This is a genomic window from Prevotella sp. oral taxon 475 (assembly GCF_018127805.1).
GTDB lineage: Bacteria > Bacteroidota > Bacteroidia > Bacteroidales > Bacteroidaceae > Prevotella.
Window position 1 is genome coordinate 1,914,072 of sequence record NZ_CP072334.1, and the last position, 19,331, is coordinate 1,933,402.

The 19,331-nt window shown below is 52.2% G+C and carries 13 protein-coding genes and 2 rRNA genes; 6 read left to right on the top strand and 9 right to left on the bottom strand.

The features are described from left to right. Nucleotides 1-70: 70 nt before the first annotated feature. Nucleotides 71-1,708 carry a fumarate hydratase gene (locus J5A66_RS07545; RefSeq protein WP_211790041.1) on the top strand — a complete coding sequence of 546 codons (1,638 nt, stop codon included), beginning with the start codon at nucleotides 71-73 and terminating at the stop codon, nucleotides 1,706-1,708. Nucleotides 1,709-1,989: 281 nt separating this feature from the next. On the opposite strand, the gene rsgA is transcribed toward J5A66_RS07545, so the two are convergent. From rsgA to J5A66_RS07575, 6 genes are all read right to left on the bottom strand, one after another. Continuing rightward, nucleotides 1,990-2,922, bottom strand: a complete 933-nt coding sequence (gene rsgA, locus J5A66_RS07550) for a ribosome small subunit-dependent GTPase A (RefSeq protein WP_211790042.1) — start codon at nucleotides 2,920-2,922, stop codon at nucleotides 1,990-1,992. A 138-nt stretch (nucleotides 2,923-3,060) separates the two neighbouring features. Next, nucleotides 3,061-3,621, bottom strand: a complete 561-nt coding sequence (gene frr, locus J5A66_RS07555) for a ribosome recycling factor (RefSeq protein WP_211790043.1) — start codon at nucleotides 3,619-3,621, stop codon at nucleotides 3,061-3,063. 95 nt (nucleotides 3,622-3,716) lie between these two features. Then, the gene (locus J5A66_RS07560; RefSeq protein WP_211791468.1) at nucleotides 3,717-6,023 is read right to left on the bottom strand and encodes an ATP-dependent helicase; all 2,307 of its coding nucleotides are present in this window, start codon (nucleotides 6,021-6,023) and stop codon (nucleotides 3,717-3,719) included. A gap of 66 nt (nucleotides 6,024-6,089) precedes the next feature. After that, nucleotides 6,090-6,794 carry a monofunctional biosynthetic peptidoglycan transglycosylase gene (gene mtgA / locus J5A66_RS07565; protein ID WP_211790044.1) on the bottom strand — a complete coding sequence of 235 codons (705 nt, stop codon included), beginning with the start codon at nucleotides 6,792-6,794 and terminating at the stop codon, nucleotides 6,090-6,092. Nucleotides 6,795-6,921: 127 nt separating this feature from the next. Next, on the bottom strand, nucleotides 6,922-7,599 hold the full coding sequence (locus J5A66_RS07570; RefSeq protein WP_211790045.1) for an OmpA family protein: 678 nt from the start codon (nucleotides 7,597-7,599) through the stop codon (nucleotides 6,922-6,924). 357 nt (nucleotides 7,600-7,956) lie between these two features. After that, the gene (locus tag J5A66_RS07575; RefSeq protein WP_211790046.1) at nucleotides 7,957-8,661 is read right to left on the bottom strand and encodes a DNA alkylation repair protein; all 705 of its coding nucleotides are present in this window, start codon (nucleotides 8,659-8,661) and stop codon (nucleotides 7,957-7,959) included. A gap of 122 nt (nucleotides 8,662-8,783) precedes the next feature. Here J5A66_RS07575 and J5A66_RS07580 point away from each other — a divergent pair, with 122 nt between their 5' ends. The 5 genes from J5A66_RS07580 to J5A66_RS07600 all read left to right on the top strand — a co-directional run bounded on the left by J5A66_RS07580 (nucleotide 8,784) and on the right by J5A66_RS07600 (nucleotide 13,934). After that, nucleotides 8,784-9,005, top strand: coding sequence for a DUF4492 domain-containing protein (locus J5A66_RS07580; RefSeq protein WP_211790047.1), 222 nt, complete (start codon nucleotides 8,784-8,786; stop codon nucleotides 9,003-9,005). Nucleotides 9,006-9,061: 56 nt separating this feature from the next. Continuing rightward, complete coding sequence (locus J5A66_RS07585) at nucleotides 9,062-10,621, top strand: cytochrome ubiquinol oxidase subunit I (RefSeq protein ID WP_211790048.1); 1,560 nt, start codon at nucleotides 9,062-9,064, stop codon at nucleotides 10,619-10,621. Between the two features lie 33 nt (nucleotides 10,622-10,654). Continuing rightward, complete coding sequence (locus tag J5A66_RS07590) at nucleotides 10,655-11,797, top strand: cytochrome d ubiquinol oxidase subunit II (protein ID WP_211790049.1); 1,143 nt, start codon at nucleotides 10,655-10,657, stop codon at nucleotides 11,795-11,797. A 60-nt stretch (nucleotides 11,798-11,857) separates the two neighbouring features. After that, nucleotides 11,858-12,670: a 16S rRNA (adenine(1518)-N(6)/adenine(1519)-N(6))-dimethyltransferase RsmA gene (gene rsmA, locus J5A66_RS07595; RefSeq protein WP_211790050.1), complete on the top strand. Its 813-nt coding sequence runs from the start codon at nucleotides 11,858-11,860 to the stop codon at nucleotides 12,668-12,670. 145 nt (nucleotides 12,671-12,815) lie between these two features. Further along, nucleotides 12,816-13,934, top strand: coding sequence for an acyltransferase (locus J5A66_RS07600; protein ID WP_211790051.1), 1,119 nt, complete (start codon nucleotides 12,816-12,818; stop codon nucleotides 13,932-13,934). Here J5A66_RS07600 and J5A66_RS07605 read toward each other — a convergent pair whose 3' ends face one another. The 3 genes from J5A66_RS07605 to J5A66_RS07615 form a co-directional block, all read right to left on the bottom strand. Further along, nucleotides 13,935-15,374, bottom strand: coding sequence for a PepSY-associated TM helix domain-containing protein (locus J5A66_RS07605; RefSeq protein ID WP_211790052.1), 1,440 nt, complete (start codon nucleotides 15,372-15,374; stop codon nucleotides 13,935-13,937). Between the two features lie 656 nt (nucleotides 15,375-16,030). Beyond that, a 5S ribosomal RNA gene (gene rrf / locus J5A66_RS07610) occupies nucleotides 16,031-16,143 on the bottom strand. Between the two features lie 139 nt (nucleotides 16,144-16,282). Then, nucleotides 16,283-19,191: ribosomal RNA gene (locus J5A66_RS07615) — 23S ribosomal RNA — on the bottom strand. Nucleotides 19,192-19,331 lie beyond the last annotated feature (140 nt).

Here is a 19,331-nt window from a genome sequence, read left to right on the forward strand (position 1 = left end):
CGAGTTGACAAGCTGACAAGTTAACTCGTCCACTTATCCACTCATCAACAAACATTCAAATACAAACATTATGTCACAAGCACCAGATTTTAAGTACGCCCCGATGTTTCAGTTGGGGAAAGACGAGACGGAGTATTATTTGCTGACCAAAGACGGCGTTTCTACAGCCGAATTTGAGGGCAAGCCCATTCTCAAGGTAAGTGCCGAGGCTCTGACCCGGCTTTCCAACGCGGCCTTCCGCGACGTGAATTTCCTTCTGCGCCGCGCTCACAACGAGCAGGTGGCCAAGATTCTTACCGACCCCGCCGCCAGCGACAACGACAAGTACGTAGCCCTCACCTTCCTGCGCAATGCCGAAGTGGCTGCCAAGGGCAAGTTGCCTTTCTGTCAGGACACGGGAACGGCTATTATCCACGGCGAGAAGGGGCAACGCGTTTGGACCGACTTCTGCGATGAGGAGGCACTCTCGAAGGGTGTCTACAAGACCTACACCGAGGAGAATCTGCGCTACTCGCAGAACGCTCCCCTCAACATGTACGACGAAGTGAACACCCGTTGCAACCTGCCTGCACAGATCGACATCGAGGCCACTGAGGGCGACGAATACCGGTTCCTCTGTGTCGTAAAAGGCGGCGGATCGGCCAACAAGACCTATTTCTATCAGCAGACCAAGGCTCTGATTCAGAACCCCGGCACGCTCATCCCCTTCCTCATCGAGAAGATGAAGAGCCTGGGTACAGCCGCCTGTCCGCCCTATCACATCGCCTTTGTCATCGGTGGGACGAGTGCGGAGAAAAATCTCCTCACCGTGAAGCTTGCCTCTACGCACTATTACGACAGTCTGCCCACCACGGGCGACGAAACCGGACGTGCTTTCCGCGATGTGGAACTCGAGAAGACGCTGCTCGAAGAGGCCTACAAGATTGGGTTCGGCGCACAGTTCGGCGGCAAATATTTCGCTCACGACATCCGCGTTGTCCGTCTGCCTCGCCACGGAGCCTCTTGCCCTGTGGGACTGGGTGTGAGTTGTTCGGCCGACCGGAACATCAAGGCCAAAATCAACCGCGAGGGCATTTGGATTGAACGCCTCGACGACTGTCCCTCTGAGCTTATCCCCGAAGAGTTACGCCGGGCAGGTGAGGGCAATGCCGTTCGCATCGATCTCGACCGTCCGATGCCCGAGGTGCTCAAAGAGTTGAGCAAATATCCTGTCTCGACGCGTGTGAGTCTGAACGGAACGATCATCGTGGCGCGCGACATTGCTCATGCCAAGCTCAAGGCGCGGCTCGACGAGACGGGCGACCTGCCGCAATACATCAAAGACCATCCCGTGCTCTATGCCGGTCCGGCGAAGACGCCCGCGGGTATGCCCTGCGGTTCGATGGGTCCCACTACGGCCAACCGAATGGATCCTTATGTCAACGAGTTTCAAGACCACGGCGGCTCGATGATCATGATTGCCAAGGGTAACCGCACTCAGGCCGTGACGGATGCCTGCAAGAAGCATGGCGGATTCTACCTGGGCAGCATCGGCGGTCCGGCTGCCGTTCTCTCGCTCAACTCCATCAAGAGCATCGAGTGTGTAGAGTTTCCCGAAATTGGCATGGAGGCGGTGTGGAAAATTCGTGTAGAAGACTTCCCGGCCTTTATTCTCGTAGACGATAAGGGCAACGATTTCTTTACCCAACTGAAGCCCATCGGCAATTGAGATTCGACGATTAAGATGAAAACGAAGCGGCGACGATTCTTCCCAATGGAGAAATCGTCGCCTACGTTTTTTAGGAGGGAAGGAGAGGAAGGAGTAAAGGAGTGAAAGGGAGTGAAGACAAATGCTTCTGTGTAGAATACGACGAGAATGGCGTCTCTAAAATGTTCAGAGACGCCGTTTTTATTTCTGCGATCTTTTCCCGCGGCGGGATTTTATCATTTTGCTCTCCGCGGAGGTTTTCCGCCGCGGGGAACAACTCGATGGATGGGCGTAGCTTCTTCTCAGAAAGCTTCACGGTATTTGCTCTCATCTTTGTCTTCAAGCATATTGAGGTAGGATTGGTAACGACTTTCAGCCACAAAATGGTTTTGCAGGGCTTGCAGCACGGCGCAACCCGGCTCGTGCGTATGCGTGCAGTTGTTGAAACGGCAGTCTTTCGACAGGCGGAAGATCTCTTTAAAATAGCTGCCGAGCTCTTCCCGCTCGATGTCGAACGTGCCAAAACCCTTGATGCCCGGCGTGTCGATCACATATCCGCCCTCGGGCAGAGGCAGCATCTCGCTGAACGTCGTGGTGTGCATCCCGGCGTTGTGAGCATCCGAAATCTCGGCCGTGCGCAGATGGGCATCGGGCAGAAGACAATTGATGAGGGTAGATTTGCCCACGCCGCTGTTACCGCTGAGCAACGAAATCTGTCCCATCAGCAATTCTCGCAGAGGTTCGATGCCCTCGCCCGTCTGTGCCGAGAGAGCCAAACAGCGATAGCCGATCGTGGTGTAGAGCCTCGAGAGCAACTCTTGGTAACGACGTTCGGAGGCATCGAGCAGGTCGATCTTGTTGAAAAGCAACACAACGGGAATGCGGTAGGCCTCGGCCGAAGCCAGAAATCGATCGATGAACGTGGTGGAGGTCTGCGGCCGATTGACGGTAACGAGCAGCAGAGCCTGGTCGATATTGGCCGCCAGGATATGACTTTGCTTCGAAAGATTGGACGATTTGCGGATGATATAGTTGCGTCGATCTTCGATGGCAGAGATAAAAGCTGTTCCTTCTTGATTGAGGATAAGCTCAACGCGGTCGCCCACGGCCACGGGATTGGTGCTTCGAATGCCTTTCAGCCGGAAGTTTCCTTTGATTTTGCTTTCGATGATGGCACCCTCGTCGGTTTTCACCGTATACCAACTGCCCGTATTTTTGATAACAAGTCCGTGCATTGTGAGAATAAGGAGTAAGGAGAGTAAGGGGGAGTAAAGGGAGTAAGCCCGTTGAGAAGGAGGAAGAAGGCAGAGCGGAGAAAAGAAGTGGATGAGCCGACTTTCGGTTGTGTCAACTCATCCACTCAACTCTTTTTCCTAAACGGTCATGATTTCCTTATTCTTCGCTTCAAGCAGTTCGTCAATCTTTTTGATAAATCGGTCGTGCAACTTTTGTAGTTTCTCCTCGGCATCTTTTTCATTATCTTCCGAGAGTCCGTCTTTCACAGCCTTTTTGAGTTTGTCTTTCAGTTCCGACCTCACGTTGCGCACTTCGATTTTTGTTCTCTCACCGATTTTGTTGCATTGTTTGGCCAGTTCGCGGCGGCGTTCTTCGGTGGGCTGCGGAATGCCCAAGCGAATCATCTCGCCGTTGTTCTCGGGAGTGATGCCCACGTCGCTGTCCATGATCGCTTTCTCGATGTCTTTGATAGCCTTCTTGTCGAACGGACGAATGGCGATGGTTCGGGCATCGGGGGCCGTCACATTGGCCACCTGATTGAGCGGCACCTTCATACCATACGATTCCACCCGCACACCGTCGAGTATGGCTACGTTAGCGCGCCCGACACGAACACGCGAAAGTTGTTCGTCCAAATACATGGCCGCCATTTCCATGCGGTCTTGCGCATCTTGCAATGTTTCCTTTACGTCTATCATCTTATCTTTAGGGTTGAATGGTTGTTAAACTGCACAAATTTAGAGATTTATCCGCAACTACACAATAGTTGAACAGAAAATGGCCGAAAACGGGTTCAGTCTACAATTTTGAATCGAGCAAACTTCAATAGCAATTGTTTCGTGCCCGAGTGCTTAAAGGTTACAGTGGCTTTGATGTTCTCGCCCGTTCCCTCGATGGCAAGAACGGTGCCGATGCCGAAACGCTGATGCTCAATGATGTTACCCACACTCACTGCTCCGAAACTGACAGGTGTAGACACCTCTGAGGCAGCGTCGTGGCTTGGCGACGGCGACGGGCGAAGCGGCTTTTCTTCGGTGCGCAGCGGCAAAACGACCGGGCGAGCGGTGGAGATGGCCGACGCATCAGTCCATCGCCGACTGACGGGGGCGCGTTCTTCCCAAGTGTTCATCGCATTTTCCACGGTGAGAAAGGCCGCATCGATGTCGCGCAGAAAACGACTCGGCGTGTCGAATTCCATCCGCCCGTATCGGAAACGGTTCTTAGCACAGGTGAGAATGCAATGCCGCTGGGCACGAGTGATGGCCACATAAAGCAGCCGGCGTTCTTCTTCGAGTTCGCGAGGCGAGTTAGTAGCGCGCGGACTGGGGAAGATATTTTCCTCCAAACCCACGACGAAGACCGTGGGGAACTCCAGTCCCTTAGCCGAATGCACCGTCATCAGGGCCACTCGACTCTCGTCGTCGCCCTCGCTGTCGAGGTCGGAGAGCAAGGCCACCTCTTGCAGATAGTGCGAGAGAGAAACGCCGTCGGCCTGTCCTTCCTCGCGCCGCGTCTCGACAAACTCTTGCAATCCGCTCAGAAACTCCTGCAAATTCTCCTGCCGTGCAAGCCCCTCGGCATCGGTGTCAGTGAGCAAGTCGGCCTGAATACCACTCTCGGCAATGATGCGCCGCCCCAGTTCAAAGGCATCCTCGGCGAGCAAATCGGCTGCAAAACTATCCAGTTTGTCGCGAAAGGCAGCCAGCTTGGCCCATGTGCCCTTGTTGACGGCAAGCGGATAAAGCGCAGGTTGCGACAAGATGTCCCAACAACCCACACCGTATTGCTGGGCGGCGATGGTGATCTTTTCGACCGTTGTGGCGCCAATGCCACGTGTAGGATAGTTGATGATGCGTTTAAAGGCCTCTTCATCGTTGTGATTGACGGTCAGTCGGAAGTAGGCAATGATGTCTTTTATCTCTTTCCGTTGATAAAAGCTCAGTCCGCCGTAAATGCGATAAGGGATATTCTGCCGCCGCATTTCCTCTTCGAAAGGTCGACTCTGAGAGTTGGTGCGGTAGAGAATGGCAAACTCGCTGTAGTTGCTCCCCTCCTGCCGCTGCAAACGCTTGATATCCTTGCACACCACAAGGGCTTCCTCCTTATCCGAGTAAACAGGCTTGAGCAAGAGCTTCTCGCCTTTATCGTTCCGGCTGAACACATCTTTGCGTATCTGCCGTTGGTTGTGCCGTATCAGGCTGTTGGCCGCCTGCACGATGTTCTGCGTAGAGCGGTAGTTTTGTTCGAGTTTGAAGAGCCGAGCCTCGGGAAACTGCTTTTGAAAGTCGAGAATATTGTCGATGTCGGCCCCGCGAAAGCCATAGATACTTTGCGCATCATCGCCCACGACGCAGATTCGCCGATGCCCTTCGGTGAGCAACGACACGATGCACTGCTGCACATGGTTGGTGTCTTGATATTCATCCACCAGCACATAGCGAAATCTGGCAGCGTAATCGGCCCGCACAGCCTCGTCGTTGCGCAGCAGTTGATGGGTGAACACCAGCAAATCGTCGAAGTCCATGGCATTGGCAGAACGGCAACGTTGCATATACGAGCGATAGATGTGATGGAGTTCGGGCAGGCGATCGCGTCGATCGCGCTCTAAGAGGTCGCCTTTTCGAGCATAAAGTTCGGGCAGAATGAAATGGTTTTTAGCCATCGAGATGCGCGCATGCACCACAGCGGGTTTGTATACCTTATCATCCAGTGCCATGTCTTTGACAATGGTCTTGAGCAACGATCGCGAATCGCTCTCGTCATAGATGGTAAAGTTGTTTGTAAAACCTATTTTCTCGGCCTCAGTCCGTAGGATGCGGGCGAAGATAGAGTGGAAAGTGCCCATGAAAAGCCGGCGTGCACGCTCGTGTCCCACCAGCTCGCCAATGCGGTCTTTCATCTCCTTGGCGGCCTTGTTGGTAAAGGTCAATGCCAGAATGTTCCAGGGTTGCAGGCCCTGTTCCAGCAAATAGGCAATTTTATAGGTAAGAACGCGGGTCTTTCCAGAGCCTGCTCCGGCAATGACCAGTTGCGGACCGTCGGTGTATTCCACAGCGGTCCGCTGACTTTCGTTCAGGTTGTCGAGTAATTCATCGTTCATCATTGCTTTTATTGACCGGTTGATGATTTAACAAGAAAGCCCCTATCCTCCTTCATCCAACAGTTTTCATTTTCTTTTTCCATCCTCTCCCTCCTTGGGAAAAGCAGGCATCGAACGCATATTTTGCAGAATCTGTTGCTGACGTTTGCGCATATAGGCCGACGGATACTGAGAGCTGAATCTGCGCGGATTGGGCAATGTGGCGGCAATCAGGGCGCAGTCGGCCCGGGAGAGGTCTGCTGCTGTTTTTCCGAAATGATATTCCGCCACGGCATCCGCTCCATAAATGCCGTCGCCCATCTCGATACTGTTGAGATAAACCTCCATGATGCGTTGTTTGCTCCACATCAATTCGATCAGAGCCGTGAAGTAAACCTCGAATCCTTTCCTGATCCACGACCGCCCTTGCCACAGAAACACGTTTTTGGCCGTTTGTTGAGAAATGGTGCTTGCACCGAGTTTGCGTTTGCCCCCTTTGAGATTGCGACGCGCGGCCTTCTCGATGGCGGCATAGTCGAAGCCATGATGGCGAAGAAAACGCTGGTCTTCGCTGGTCATCACCGCCACAGGCAGATGCGGAGAGATGTCTTTCAGCCGCACCCAATGATGGTGCATCGTCACACTTTTTCCGCTACCGATCTGCTCGAAACACCGGATCACCATCAGCGGCGTGACGTAAACGGGCACAAAGCGCAACAGCACCACCGACAGGATGGTGCTGCTGAAGAAGAGGGCTACTGCCCAACGCAGTATTTTTTTTATTTTTATCATGTGTAGAATCCTGACCCCGAGCCCGGGGGAGATGAGCCATCACTTTGCCCGATGCCTCTTTTCCGAGCGGTCGAGCCGAATGTTCGCCCGCCACAGAAGCCTCGAGGGGGCAGTGACATGCCGAGGTTTATTTCAACGTTCCGTTGTTGGCAGCATCTACCATGGCCTTGCTGGCATAGAGATACACCTCTACACGGCGGTTTTGTTGGCGTCCGCTCACGCTCGAATTGTCGGCCACCGGCTCGGCACTACCTTTGCCTTCCACCTTCTGAAACTGTGCATAAGGCACGCCACAAGCAGTGAGATAGGAAACCACACTTTGCGCACGACTGTTGCTCAGGGGGATGTTGATGCCGTCGTTGCCGGTATTATCGGTATGTCCGTAGATGTCTACGAGACAGTCTTTATTTTCTTTGAGGACCTGTGAGAACTTAGCCAGTTCGTTTTTAGACGTCTGATTCAAGTCGGCTTTGTTGGTAGCAAAGAGGATACCCGAGTCGAAAGTCACCTTCACAGCTTTCAATCCGTTGGCGTCGGTCACCTCTTCCACCTTGGCATTCTTCACCCTTTCGGCCGTCTGCTTGGCCACTTTGTCCATTCGTTTGCCAATCATGGCTCCTGCTCCGGCTCCTACCGTCGCTCCGATAGCGGCTCCAACAGCCGTGTTTCCGGCCACTCTACCGATGATAGCACCCAAAACCGCACCGCCACCGGTACCGATGAGTGCACCCGTTCCTTGTTTCGTCTGGCAACTGAACACCATCACAAGACACATCAAAAGTGTCATTAATTTCGTTTTCTTCATAAATCTCTAATATGTGAGTGATTAAAATTCGGGGTGCAAAGTTACTTCTTTTTATCTCTATGCCGCCTTTCTACAACATTTTTTATCATAAAATGCCAGTGCGTAACGGCGGTATCGGCGGCCGAACGCCTTGATGTCGACACGCAGGAACCGCCTCTTTTCAACCGATGCCCTACCCCATTGACAGACAGTCGTTTATCGCTCATCTTTCCATCTCTTAGCTTTTGCACCTCATTTTCTTAGCTTTTGCATCGCGTTTTCTTAGCTTTTACACTGCGAAAGCTAAGAGATGGGAAATGCGACTCTTGAGATAAAGATACGCACCGTGAAAAGAACACTTATCGATGGGTGATACAGCTAAGCATCCTTTCTCATCAGCTGCTTGCGCTCTTCGGGCGAAAAATGTTCGATGGCATAGCGAAGCATGGTGCGGGGCATTTCTCTTCGGTGCGTTTCGACGTAATGATAAAGCCGACGAGCATCTCGTTTGCCTGCCTCACGCAACATCCAGCCCACGGCTTTGTGCATCAAATCGTGCGGATGATGCATCAAAAGGGAGGCAAGAGCATAGGTATCGTCAAGCTGATGCTGGCGGATAAAGGCAAAAGTAGAGACGATGGCGATGCGAGCCTCCCAAAGTTGGGTGCTCTGGCCCAAGCGATAAAGCAGCGTGCGAGGCCGAGAAAGGAGATAGGTTCCAAGGATTTTCCAGGCCGAAAGGTCTACGAGGTCCCAATTATTGATGTAAGAGGTGTGGGCCAAATAGAGGTCGACGATCTCTCGTTGCTGGGTTTCGTCGGCCTTAGAAAAACGCTGTTCAAGAAGAAAAAGCGCACAAAGACGAACCTCGTGCCACTCGGAGACCAGCAGTTGACTGGCCACATCTAAGGGAGCCGCTCGGTGTCGGCGGGCCACGGCTCGCACCTGGGGCACGGTGACGCCCAGAAATTGGTCGCCCTCGGCATACTGTCCCTTTCCGGTTTTAAAGAAATACATCAAGGTTTCACGCTTCTCGGGCGAGGCGTAAGCTCGCAATTCGTCGATGATTTGCAAATGTTCCATTCTTGTTGTGAGGATTGATTTTCGGTGCAAAGTTAGCTGCAAAAGTCCACTTTTTGTTGATTTCGCATCCTTTGTTCAAATATATTTTTTACATTTGCAGTTCGTAAAATAAGCTATTCCACATGAAGAAAGAGAGCTTTTGGTATCGCGCGTTCGACTTATACTATGACGGATTCCGTCGTATGACGTTGGGCAGGAAGCTGTGGCTCGTGATTCTCATTAAGCTCTTCGTGATCTTCGCTGTGCTTCGGGTGTTTTTCTTCCCCAATTTCCTGCGGAATCATGCACCCAAGGGAGGCGAAGCCGAATTCGTATCGAGAACGCTGGGCGGTCGGGCGAAGTGAAACCTGGGCTCAGGACGGGAACGTGGAATAGAGGTAAAACCTAAACAAATCACATTATGTTTAATCATCTGATTTTAGAGATTTCGGCAGGAACGGTAGATTGGTCGCGAGCACAGTTTGCACTCACGGCGATGTATCACTGGCTCTTCGTGCCGTTGACACTGGGAATGGCCGTTATCATGGGCATTGCCGAAACGTGTTTTTATCGCACGGGTAAAACGTTTTGGAAAGAAGTAGCGCAATTTTGGCAGAAACTCTTCGGCATCAACTTTGCCATGGGCGTTGCCACGGGCATCATTTTGGAGTTTCAATTCGGCACGAACTGGAGCAATTACTCCTGGTTTGTGGGCGACATCTTCGGCGCACCGCTTGCCATCGAGGGTATTGTGGCGTTCTTTATGGAGTCTACTTTCGTGGCAGTGATGTTCTTCGGTTGGAAGAAAGTGTCGCCTGGATTTCATCTCGCCTCCACGTGGCTCACAGGTGTGGGGGCCACAATCTCGGCTTGGTGGATTCTGGTGGCCAACGCCTGGATGCAATATCCGGTGGGTTGCGAGTTTAATCCCGACACGATGCGCAACGAGATGGTGAGCTTTGCCGACGTGGCTCTCTCGCCTTTTGCCGTGGATAAGTTTTGCCACACGGTGACGTCGTCGTGGATTATCGGAGCGGCTTTCACCGTGGCGGTGTGCTCCTACTATCTGCTCAAGCGGCGCGAAGAGGCTCTGGCCAAGGCCAGCATGAAGATTGCAGCCGCGGTAGGACTGGTTGCATCGGTCTTGGCTGCCATAACGGGAGATAGTTCTGCTTACAAAGTGGCGCAGGTTCAGCCAATGAAACTGGCGGCGATGGAGGCTTTATATCATGGAGGAAAAGATCAATCGCTCACAGCTATAGCCTGGATCAATCCGTTGGAGCAACCTAATTGCCGACAAGCGGGCGAACATCCGCTTTGTGTCTCGGTGCCCTACGCGTTGTCGCTCCTGGCCACGCACAGTCTACATGGGTTTGTGCCGGGCATTAATGACTTGCTGGACGGATATGTTCGGGAGGATGGCACACGCGAACCGTCGGTGAAGGAGAAGATCACTCGCGGTCGATCGGCGATTGTTGCACTGATGGCCTATCGGAAAGCAAAGAAAGAGGGCGATGCGGTGGCAGCTGCAAAAGAACTCAAGGTGATTCAGACCAACATGAAATACTTCGGTTACGGTTACGTCGAGAAGGAAGAGCAGGTGATTCCTAACATCCCACTTACGTTCTGGGCTTTCCGATTGATGGCCGGACTGGGAGCGTTCTTCATTCTGTTTTTCGCGGTGCTCACGTTCATCGTCTACCGCAGGGACGTGACTCGGCATCGTTGGCTTTTGATGGTGGGTTTGTGCACGCTGCCTTTGGGATATATCGCTACAGAATCAGGCTGGGTGTTGGCCGAAATGGGTCGACAACCGTGGACGATTCAGGACATGTTGCCCACGTGGGCGGCCGTGAGCGATGTGCCGTCGGCTTCTATCGCCACAACGTTCTTCCTCTTCCTGGCGTTGTTCACGACATTGCTGGTAGTGGAAATCAGTATTCTGACAAAACAAATCAGGAAAGGACCGTTTCTAAGTTGATGAGTTGACAAGTCCAAATAAATATCACGACACATGACATACGATTTTTTACAACACTACTGGTGGTTTTTGGTATCCCTCTTGGGTGCACTGCTTGTTTTTCTGCTCTTCGTTCAGGGAGCCAACAGTTTGATATTTTCACTGGCCCGGACGGATATCGAACGTCGATTAGTGGTCAACTCCACCGGGCGGAAGTGGGAATTCACCTTCACTACACTCGTCGTTTTCGGCGGAGGCTTCTTCGCATCATTCCCCTTGTTCTACAGTACGAGCTTCGGCGGAGCTTACTGGCTGTGGATGACGATACTCTTCTCGTTCGTGATGCAGGCCGTGAGCTATGAGTTTCAAAACAAGATAGGCAATCTTCTCGGTGCACGCACGTTTCAGGTGCTCCTCATTATCAACGGGATTGTCGGTCCGCTGCTGCTCGGCGGTGCCGTGGCTACCTTTTTCAACGGGTCTAACTTCATCGTTGATAAAGGCAACATCACCTCCTTGGCGCAGCCCGTCATCAGCAGATGGGCCAACTGCAGTCACGGACTCGACGCGCTGCTCGATATTTGGAACCTCCTTCTGGGGATCGCTATCTTCTTTCTGGCCCGCGTCTTGGGTGCACTCTACATTCTTAATAATGTGAAACACGAGGCGATCTGCCAACGGGCGCGTCGACAGCAGCTGACAAACGCCGTCGTGTTTCTGGTGTTATTCCTCACGTTCTTGGTTCGCACACTTTTGAAAGACGGCTACGCCTACAACCCGCAGACGGGTCTCATCACAATGGAACCGATGAAATATCTTCACAATCTGCTCGAGATGTGGCCCTTGCTCCTCGTTCTGCTCGTGGGCGTTGGCGCACTGCTCTACGGCATTCTCCACACAACTCTCCGCATAAGCTACACCCGCGGCATTTGGCCTGCCGGCGTAGGAGTAGTATTAACGGTGCTGGTGTTGCTGCTTTGCACTGGTTGGAACCACACTGCCTACTATCCCTCAAATGCCGATCTGCAAAGTTCGCTCACTATTGCCAACAGTTGCGGAAGCCGATTCACACTCACGGCCATGTCGATTGTGTCGCTTCTCATCCCCTTTGTTCTCGCCTACATCTTCATCGCCTGGCGTGCCATCGACCGCAAGCCTCTCACCGAGGATGAGATTCTTGAGGGCGAGGCTTATTAATCGTCAAAAGATGCAAGAAAGACCGAAAGAGAATATAGTCGAAAAAAGAGTAGAAAAGACATGGCAAGAACCGTAAGACCAAAGAAAAATTTAGGACAGCACTTCCTAACCGACCTCACCGTGGCCCAACGTATTGCCGACACCGTAGACGCTTGTCCCACATTACCCATCCTCGAAGTAGGCCCAGGCATGGGCGTACTCACGCAATACCTCACCCAAAAGGGTCGGGAGGTGCGCGTAGTAGAAATCGATCGCGAGTCGGTGGCTTATCTACGCGAGCATTTTCCCTTGCTCTCGGAAGATATTCTCGGCGAAGACTTCCTGCGAATGGACCTTGACAGAGTCTTCGCCGGTCGGCCTTTCGTGCTCACCGGCAACTATCCCTACGACATCTCCTCACAAATCTTTTTCAAGATGCTCGACAACCGTTGTCTCATTCCTTGCTGCACGGGAATGATTCAGCACGAAGTGGCACAGCGCATCGCCTCTGCTCCGGGCTGCAAAGCCTATGGTATCCTCTCGGTAATGATTCAAACGTGGTATGATGTGGAATATCTTTTCACTGTAGACGAGACCGTTTTCAATCCGCCACCTAAGGTGAAGAGTGCCGTTATCCGGATGATGCGCAACAGTAGAACCCACCTTGGCTGCGACGAAGCCCTGTTTCGTCGCGTGGTGAAAGCTGTCTTCAATCAGCGACGCAAGATGTTGCGAGTGAGTCTACGCCAGATTTTCTCGAGCACTCCCGCCTCTCCCGAATTCTACGCACAAGCCGTCATGACTCGTCGGCCCGAAGAACTCTCCGTGTCCGAGTTCATCAACCTGACCCACCTCGTGTCCGAGGAACTCGAAAGGCTGAAGAATCTACTCTGAGAGATTTAGGTTCTTTCCCGAAGTATTGCTGCCCGTTCTGAGCGATTCAAGATCTATTAGGAAATCTTTGAAGCCATTTCTGCCAGGTCGGAATCCCTATTTTACGTACCACGTGTGTCGATCGTCAATCAATACGAACAAAGTAATGAACTCAAAAAGAATTTCAGCAGCGGCTTTTGTCGATTCCAAACCACATTATCACCTATTGGACGGATTGCGCGGCGTAGCTGCTCTCGTCGTCATTTGTTATCATATCGGCGAAGCTTTCGCCACAAGTTTTCTCGACCAAGTAGTCAATCATGGTTATTTGGCTGTAGATTTCTTCTTCATGCTCTCGGGCTTCGTCATCGGTTATGCCTACGACGAACGTCGCGAAACAATGGGAATCTGGGCATTTGCCAAGCGCAGACTCATTCGCTTGCATCCCATGGTGGTGATGGGAGCCCTTCTCGGCGGCTTGACATTCTATGCGCAGGGCTGCGAATATTGGAAAGTCTCAGAGGTTTCCATCGGCCTACTGATCTTCGCCACACTGCTGAACATGTTGCTCGTGCCGGCGTGGAGCAGTGTAGAAGTGCGTGGATTTGGCGAAATCTTCCCATTGAACGGTCCCACGTGGTCGTTGTTCTACGAGTATATAGCCAATGCGTTGTACGTCTTAGCCATTCGTCGACTGTCTACGCGTTGGCTCGCCGGATGCGTCTTTGCCACGGGCGGCGTACTATTTGCTTACGCCCTCACCAATGAATACGGCTATTTGGGAGCTGGATGGACTTTTGCAGACAACGGTTTTTGGGGCGGACTGCTCCGCGTGATGTTTGCCTTCCCGGCAGGTTTGCTACTCTCACGCGTGTTCAAGCAGCGTCGGGTGCACGGTGCCTTTTGGTGGTGCGCTCTGACTGTGGTAGCTGTCACAACGATTCCACGTATCGGCGGAGCCGACCATCTCTGGGCAAACGGCATCTACGACGCTCTCTGCGTACTGCTGATTTTCCCACTTGTGGTGTGGATAGGCGCATCGGGACAAACCACCGATGCCTTTTCTACACGCCTATGCAACTTCCTCGGCGACATCTCCTACCCCCTCTACATCGTTCATTATCCCGTTATCTACGTCTATTATGCATGGGTAAAGAACAACCATCTCACCTTCTGTCAAACCCTTCCGCAGGCTCTCGCCCTCGTGTTCGGCTGCATCGCCTTGGCCTGGACATGTCTCAAGATCTACGATATACCCTTAAGGCGATGGCTACAAAAGCAGTGATCACTTTTTTACTCTCAACTTCCATCCCGTCCACAAGCACCAAAGTATGCCCATACCGATGAGGAAAATATACAACACGGTGGTAGATCCGAGGAAGGTATACAGCCTACCTGTGTGCACCTCGAGAGCAACCGCGCGCAACGACATCGGCAAAGTGGCCATCCATTGAGGCATCGGGAGACGAGTAGTTCCGCTACTATAGTTCACCACGCACTCGCCAACAGAAAAATCGCTACTAAATCCTGCCACAGCATTACTCCCCACCGGAGGTCCCTGAACCACAACGGCAGGCCGACAGGTGTGATAATCGATGACCATTCCACTGCTGCGCTGCCAGATAAAAAGTCCGCTGAACGAACCCAACAACCAGTAATCCCCGCCGGCCGTTTTCTGAACATTGAGTCCCATCACGCTGACGGGCGGTTGAACCTCGAGCCGTTGCGGCACAGACCCGAGCGTGCGCAACGAATAAAACCCATCGGAGGTATAGAGCAGCCAGTCGCCCAATGCTTCATCATAACGCACCGACCGCAATTTGTCATACCAAGCATTCTCGCTGTCCAACCTACTGAAAGGCACTGCCGGCACCCTCTGCGACGCAATCAGCAGCAACAAGGGCGGGCGCAACAGCCATCCCGTGATGCAAATCATCAACGTAAGCACGATCGTAAGCCGCCCTACCTGATTGTGCCACGAGAAAAGCCATTTCATCAGTTCTCCATGCACCCGCCTACTGATGCGCGGAAACAACCAATAAAGCACACCCGAAATACTGAGAAAGATAAGAACAAGAGCGATGCCATCGACGATGAGCTTTCCAACCAACCCGAAAAGCTCACCGCTATGCAGCCACCAAATCGTTCGGAAAAGCGAAACACGCGGCTTCTCGCCCTCGGCTGCCGCAACGGTGATAGGGGTAAAACGCACGTAAGGCCGACGGGCCACATAGATTCTCGAACGAGTAGTGACAATCAAACTATCACCATGACTCGTCACATCCGAGATTCGTTCCCCATCGGGCAAGCCCATCTCCTGATGCATCCACACATTCCCTCGACCCAATCGATAGAGTTGATACGTTCCGGCGGCAAAAACCTCTCCGCCGGGCATCAGTGCCAGTCCGCGGATATTCCGATTGTCGGCTCCCTGCTCCATCCCTTTGCTGAAGTGGATGAACCTCCGCGCCGCACGATCGGTCAGCCACACGCCGCAGTTGCCATACACCAGCACCTTCCCTTGCCACTTTTCAGTTCCGCGCAACAGTCCGTTGTTCCATTGCTTATACCGGTAGCTGTCTGGTAAAACACCCCTGCTCAGCTCCATCCGCGCAAACAACTCGGGATGATTGAGCACAATCCCTGACACACAAAACATCAAAATAAAAAATGCCAACACCAGTCCGAAATATCGGTGATGCTTTAACCATGTCTTTTTCTTCATCGTCTTTTCTTTCCTTTCTTTTCGTTTCCTATTCTGTTATCGCCGTTCTGCACCATTCGGAATCCTTCTCTGACATCCAGCAGCCGCTCTAAATTCTTCGGAAAACCATTCCTGATTCCATTGGGTTACTGAGTCACTCAATTCCACCAAATTACTCTCCGTGGTGTTACTGAGTCACTCAATTCCATCAAATTGGTCTCCGCGGCGTTACTGAGCCGCTCAATTGCATCAAATTGTTCTCCGTGGCGTTACTGAGCCACTCAATTCCACCAATTTGCTCTCCGCGGTGTTACTGAGTCGCTCAATTGCATCAAATTATTCTCCGCGGTGTTACTGAGTCGCTCAATTTCACCAAATTGCTCTCCGCGGCGGTTTTGAGCCGCTCAGCAACTCGATGTCGTCATTTCTCTATCAACTCTGCTGATTTTCAGATCTCTGCAAAGCATCTTTCATTTACTTAGCTTTTACACGCCATTTCCTTAGCCTTTGCATTGCGTTTGCTTAGCTTTCGCACGCTGTTTTCTTAGCTTTTATCATGCGTTTTCTTTGTCTTGGCATCTCACTGCTCCTTGTCAACTCGTTAACTTATCAACTCGTCAACTAAAAAAAGGAGGATGCTCCCGCTTCAGGGGCATCCTCCAAGGAGGGTTTTTGAAAGGGGGCGGCCTCCTACTCTCCCGCATTGCATTGCAGTACCATCGGCGCAAGCGGGCTTAACTGCTCTGTTCGGAATGGGAAGAGGTGGAACACCGCCGCAATAGCCACCCAAAAGGGGTTGGCGCATTGTACAAGCTAAGATGCATGAGTATTCATCGAGATCCTATATCAACGATTGCTTTCCTCATGTCATTCGCCATCCATCAGGGATGACGAAAGACACAATTTCTGATGTGGCGGAGGATGGGGCAGAAAAGAAGCTTTCGGGCAATTAGTAGCACTCGGCTTTGGCGTCGCCGCCTTTACACCTGTGCCCTATCAACGTCCTCGTCTTGAACGGCCCTGATGAGGAGCTCTTATCTTGCGGCCGGCTTCGCACTTAGATGCTTTCAGTGCTTATCCGATCCAGACTCGGCTACCCGGCGGTGCACCTGGCGGCACAACCGGTAGACCGGAGGTCTGTCCATCACGGTCCTCTCGTACTAGTGACAGAGCCACGCAAAGCTCCAACGCCCACGATAGATAGAGACCGAACTGTCTCACGACGTTCTGAACCCAGCTCGCGTGCCACTTTAATGGGCGAACAGCCCAACCCTTGGGACCTTCTCCAGCCCCAGGATGTGACGAGCCGACATCGAGGTGCCAAACCACCCCGTCGATGTGAGCTCTTGGGGGGGATCAGCCTGTTATCCCCGGAGTACCTTTTATCCTTTGAGCGACGGAGTTTCCATACACATCCGCCGGATCACTATGCCCCAGTTTCCTGCCTGATCGGCATGTCTGCCTCCCAGTCAAGCACCCTTTTGCCATTGCACTCTATGAGGTCGGTTACCAATCGACCTGAGGGTACCTTTGGAAGCCTCCGTTACGCTTTTGGAGGCGACCACCCCAGTCAAACTGCCCACCAAGCGATGTCCCCACAATAAGCGGGTTAGACCTCGGACAGCCAAAGGGCCGTATTTCAAGGATGGCTCCACACAGGCTGGCGCCCATGCTTCAAAGCCTCCGGCCTATCCTACACATCGGATGGCCAAGGTCAACGCTAAGATGCAGTAAAGGTTCACGGGGTCTTTTCGTCCCATCGCGGGTAATCGGCATCTTCACCGATACTACAATTTCACTGGGATCATGGTTGAGACAGTGTCCGGATCATTACACCATTCGTGCAGGTCGGAACTTACCCGACAAGGAATTTCGCTACCTTAGGACCGTTATAGTTACGGCCGCCGTTTACCGGGGCTTCAATTCAATGCTTCCCATTGCTGGTGACATCTCCTCTTAACCTTCCGGCACCGGGCAGGTGTCAGGCTGTATACTTCATCTTTCGAGTTCGCACAGCCCTGTGTTTTTGTTAAACAGTTGCCTGGACCTATTCTCTGCGCCTCATATTGCTATGAGGACCCCTTATCCCGAAGTTACGGGGTCAATTTGCCTAGTTCCTTAACCATGAATCTCCCAACGCCTGAGTATATTCTACTCGACTACGTGTGTCCGTTTACGGTACGGGTACCACAGAGATGATGCTTAGCGGATTTTCTCGGGAGTTTGATTACCCACGCTATTGCCTTTCCCCGAAGGGAAGGGCATACTTTCGGAGTTCAACTCGGAAGGTGGATTTGCCTGCCTTCCTCTACATCTACGTCCTTCAACGGAGCAGTCCGTCGCTCCGCGGTGGTGTCACGCCTCCGTCTCCGCGTCGCTCCCTGAGGTAGTTGCGGAATATTAACCGCATCTGCCATCGGCTTCGCCGTTCGGCTGAGCCTTAGGGCCCGACTAACCCCGGGGTGATTGACATTGCCCGGGAAACCTTAGTCTTACGGCGGGAGGGAATCTTACCCTCCTTATCGTTACTTATACCTACATTTGCTTTTCCATGCGCTCCAGAAAGGGTCACCCCTCGCATTCTACGCACATGGAATGCTCCCCTACCGATACTTTTAATTTACATTACTATCCCGCGTCTTCGGTGTTTGCCTTATACCCGATTATTATCCATGCACGTCCCCTCGACCAGTGAGCTGTTACGCACTCTTTGAATGAATGGCTGCTTCCAAGCCAACATCCTGGCTGTCACCGGGAACATACTTCGTTAGACTAACTTAGGCAAAACTTCGGGACCTTAGACGGCGGTCCGGATTCTTCTCCTCTCGGGGACGGACCTTAGCACCCGCCCCCTTACTGCACAGCTTCTGTCCACAGGCATTCGGAGTTCGTCAGGTCGCGATAGGCGGTGAAGCCCTCTTGACCTATCGGTCGCTCTACCTCCTGAGGAGAACACTGCACGCGGCACCTAAATGCCTTTCGGGGAGTACGAGCTATCTCCAAGTTTGATTGGCCTTTCACTCCTACACACATCTCATCGGGAAGCTTTTCAACGCTTATCCGTTCGGACCTCCATCCCGCGTTACCGGGACTTCATCCTGGACATGTGTAGATCACTTGGTTTCGCGTCTACCACTACCAACTTAAACGCCCTATTCAGGCTCGCTTCCACTACGGATTCAAGTCTCATGACTCTTAACCTTGCTGGTAACGGTAACTCGTAGGTTCATTATGCAAAAGGCACGCCGTCACTGCTAAAAGCAGCTCCGACCGCTTGTAGGCGCATGGTTTCAGGAACTATTTCACTCCCCTCATTGGGGTGCTTTTCACCTTTCCCTCACGGTACTATTTCACTATCGGTCTCACAGGAGTATTTAGCCTTACCGGATGGTCCCGGCAGATTCACACAGGATTTCTCGTGTCCCGCGCTACTCAGGATACCGCTATGTCTTAATTGTCTTCGAATACGGGATTATCACCCTCTATGATCTCTCTTTCCAAAGAGTTCTTCTCAACAAATAAGTACAACAACGCGGTCCTACTACCCCGGCATTGCAAAAATACAACACCGGTTTGGGCTTTTCCCACTTCGCTCGCCACTACTAAGGGAATCATTTAATTATTTTCTTTTCCTCGGGGTACTAAGATGTTTCAGTTCCCCCGGTTTGCCTCACTACCTTTGCAGTGATACCTGTCCTTCTAACAGGTGGGTTGTCCCATTCGGAAATCTGCGTATCAATGGCTATTTGCACCTACACGCAGCTTATCGCAGCTTATCACGTCCTTCATCGCCTCTGTGAGCCTAGGCATCCGCCATGCGCCCTTATCTCGCTTCTTTAAAAAGTACTACCTTAAATAAAATCAAGATAGATACCCATACTTCAGCTACATCATCTATTATAGGCAATCATTTGCCTCGTCTATTCATGCAGTCTTGCTTGTATCAATATGCCAAAGAACTCATGCGATATATACACA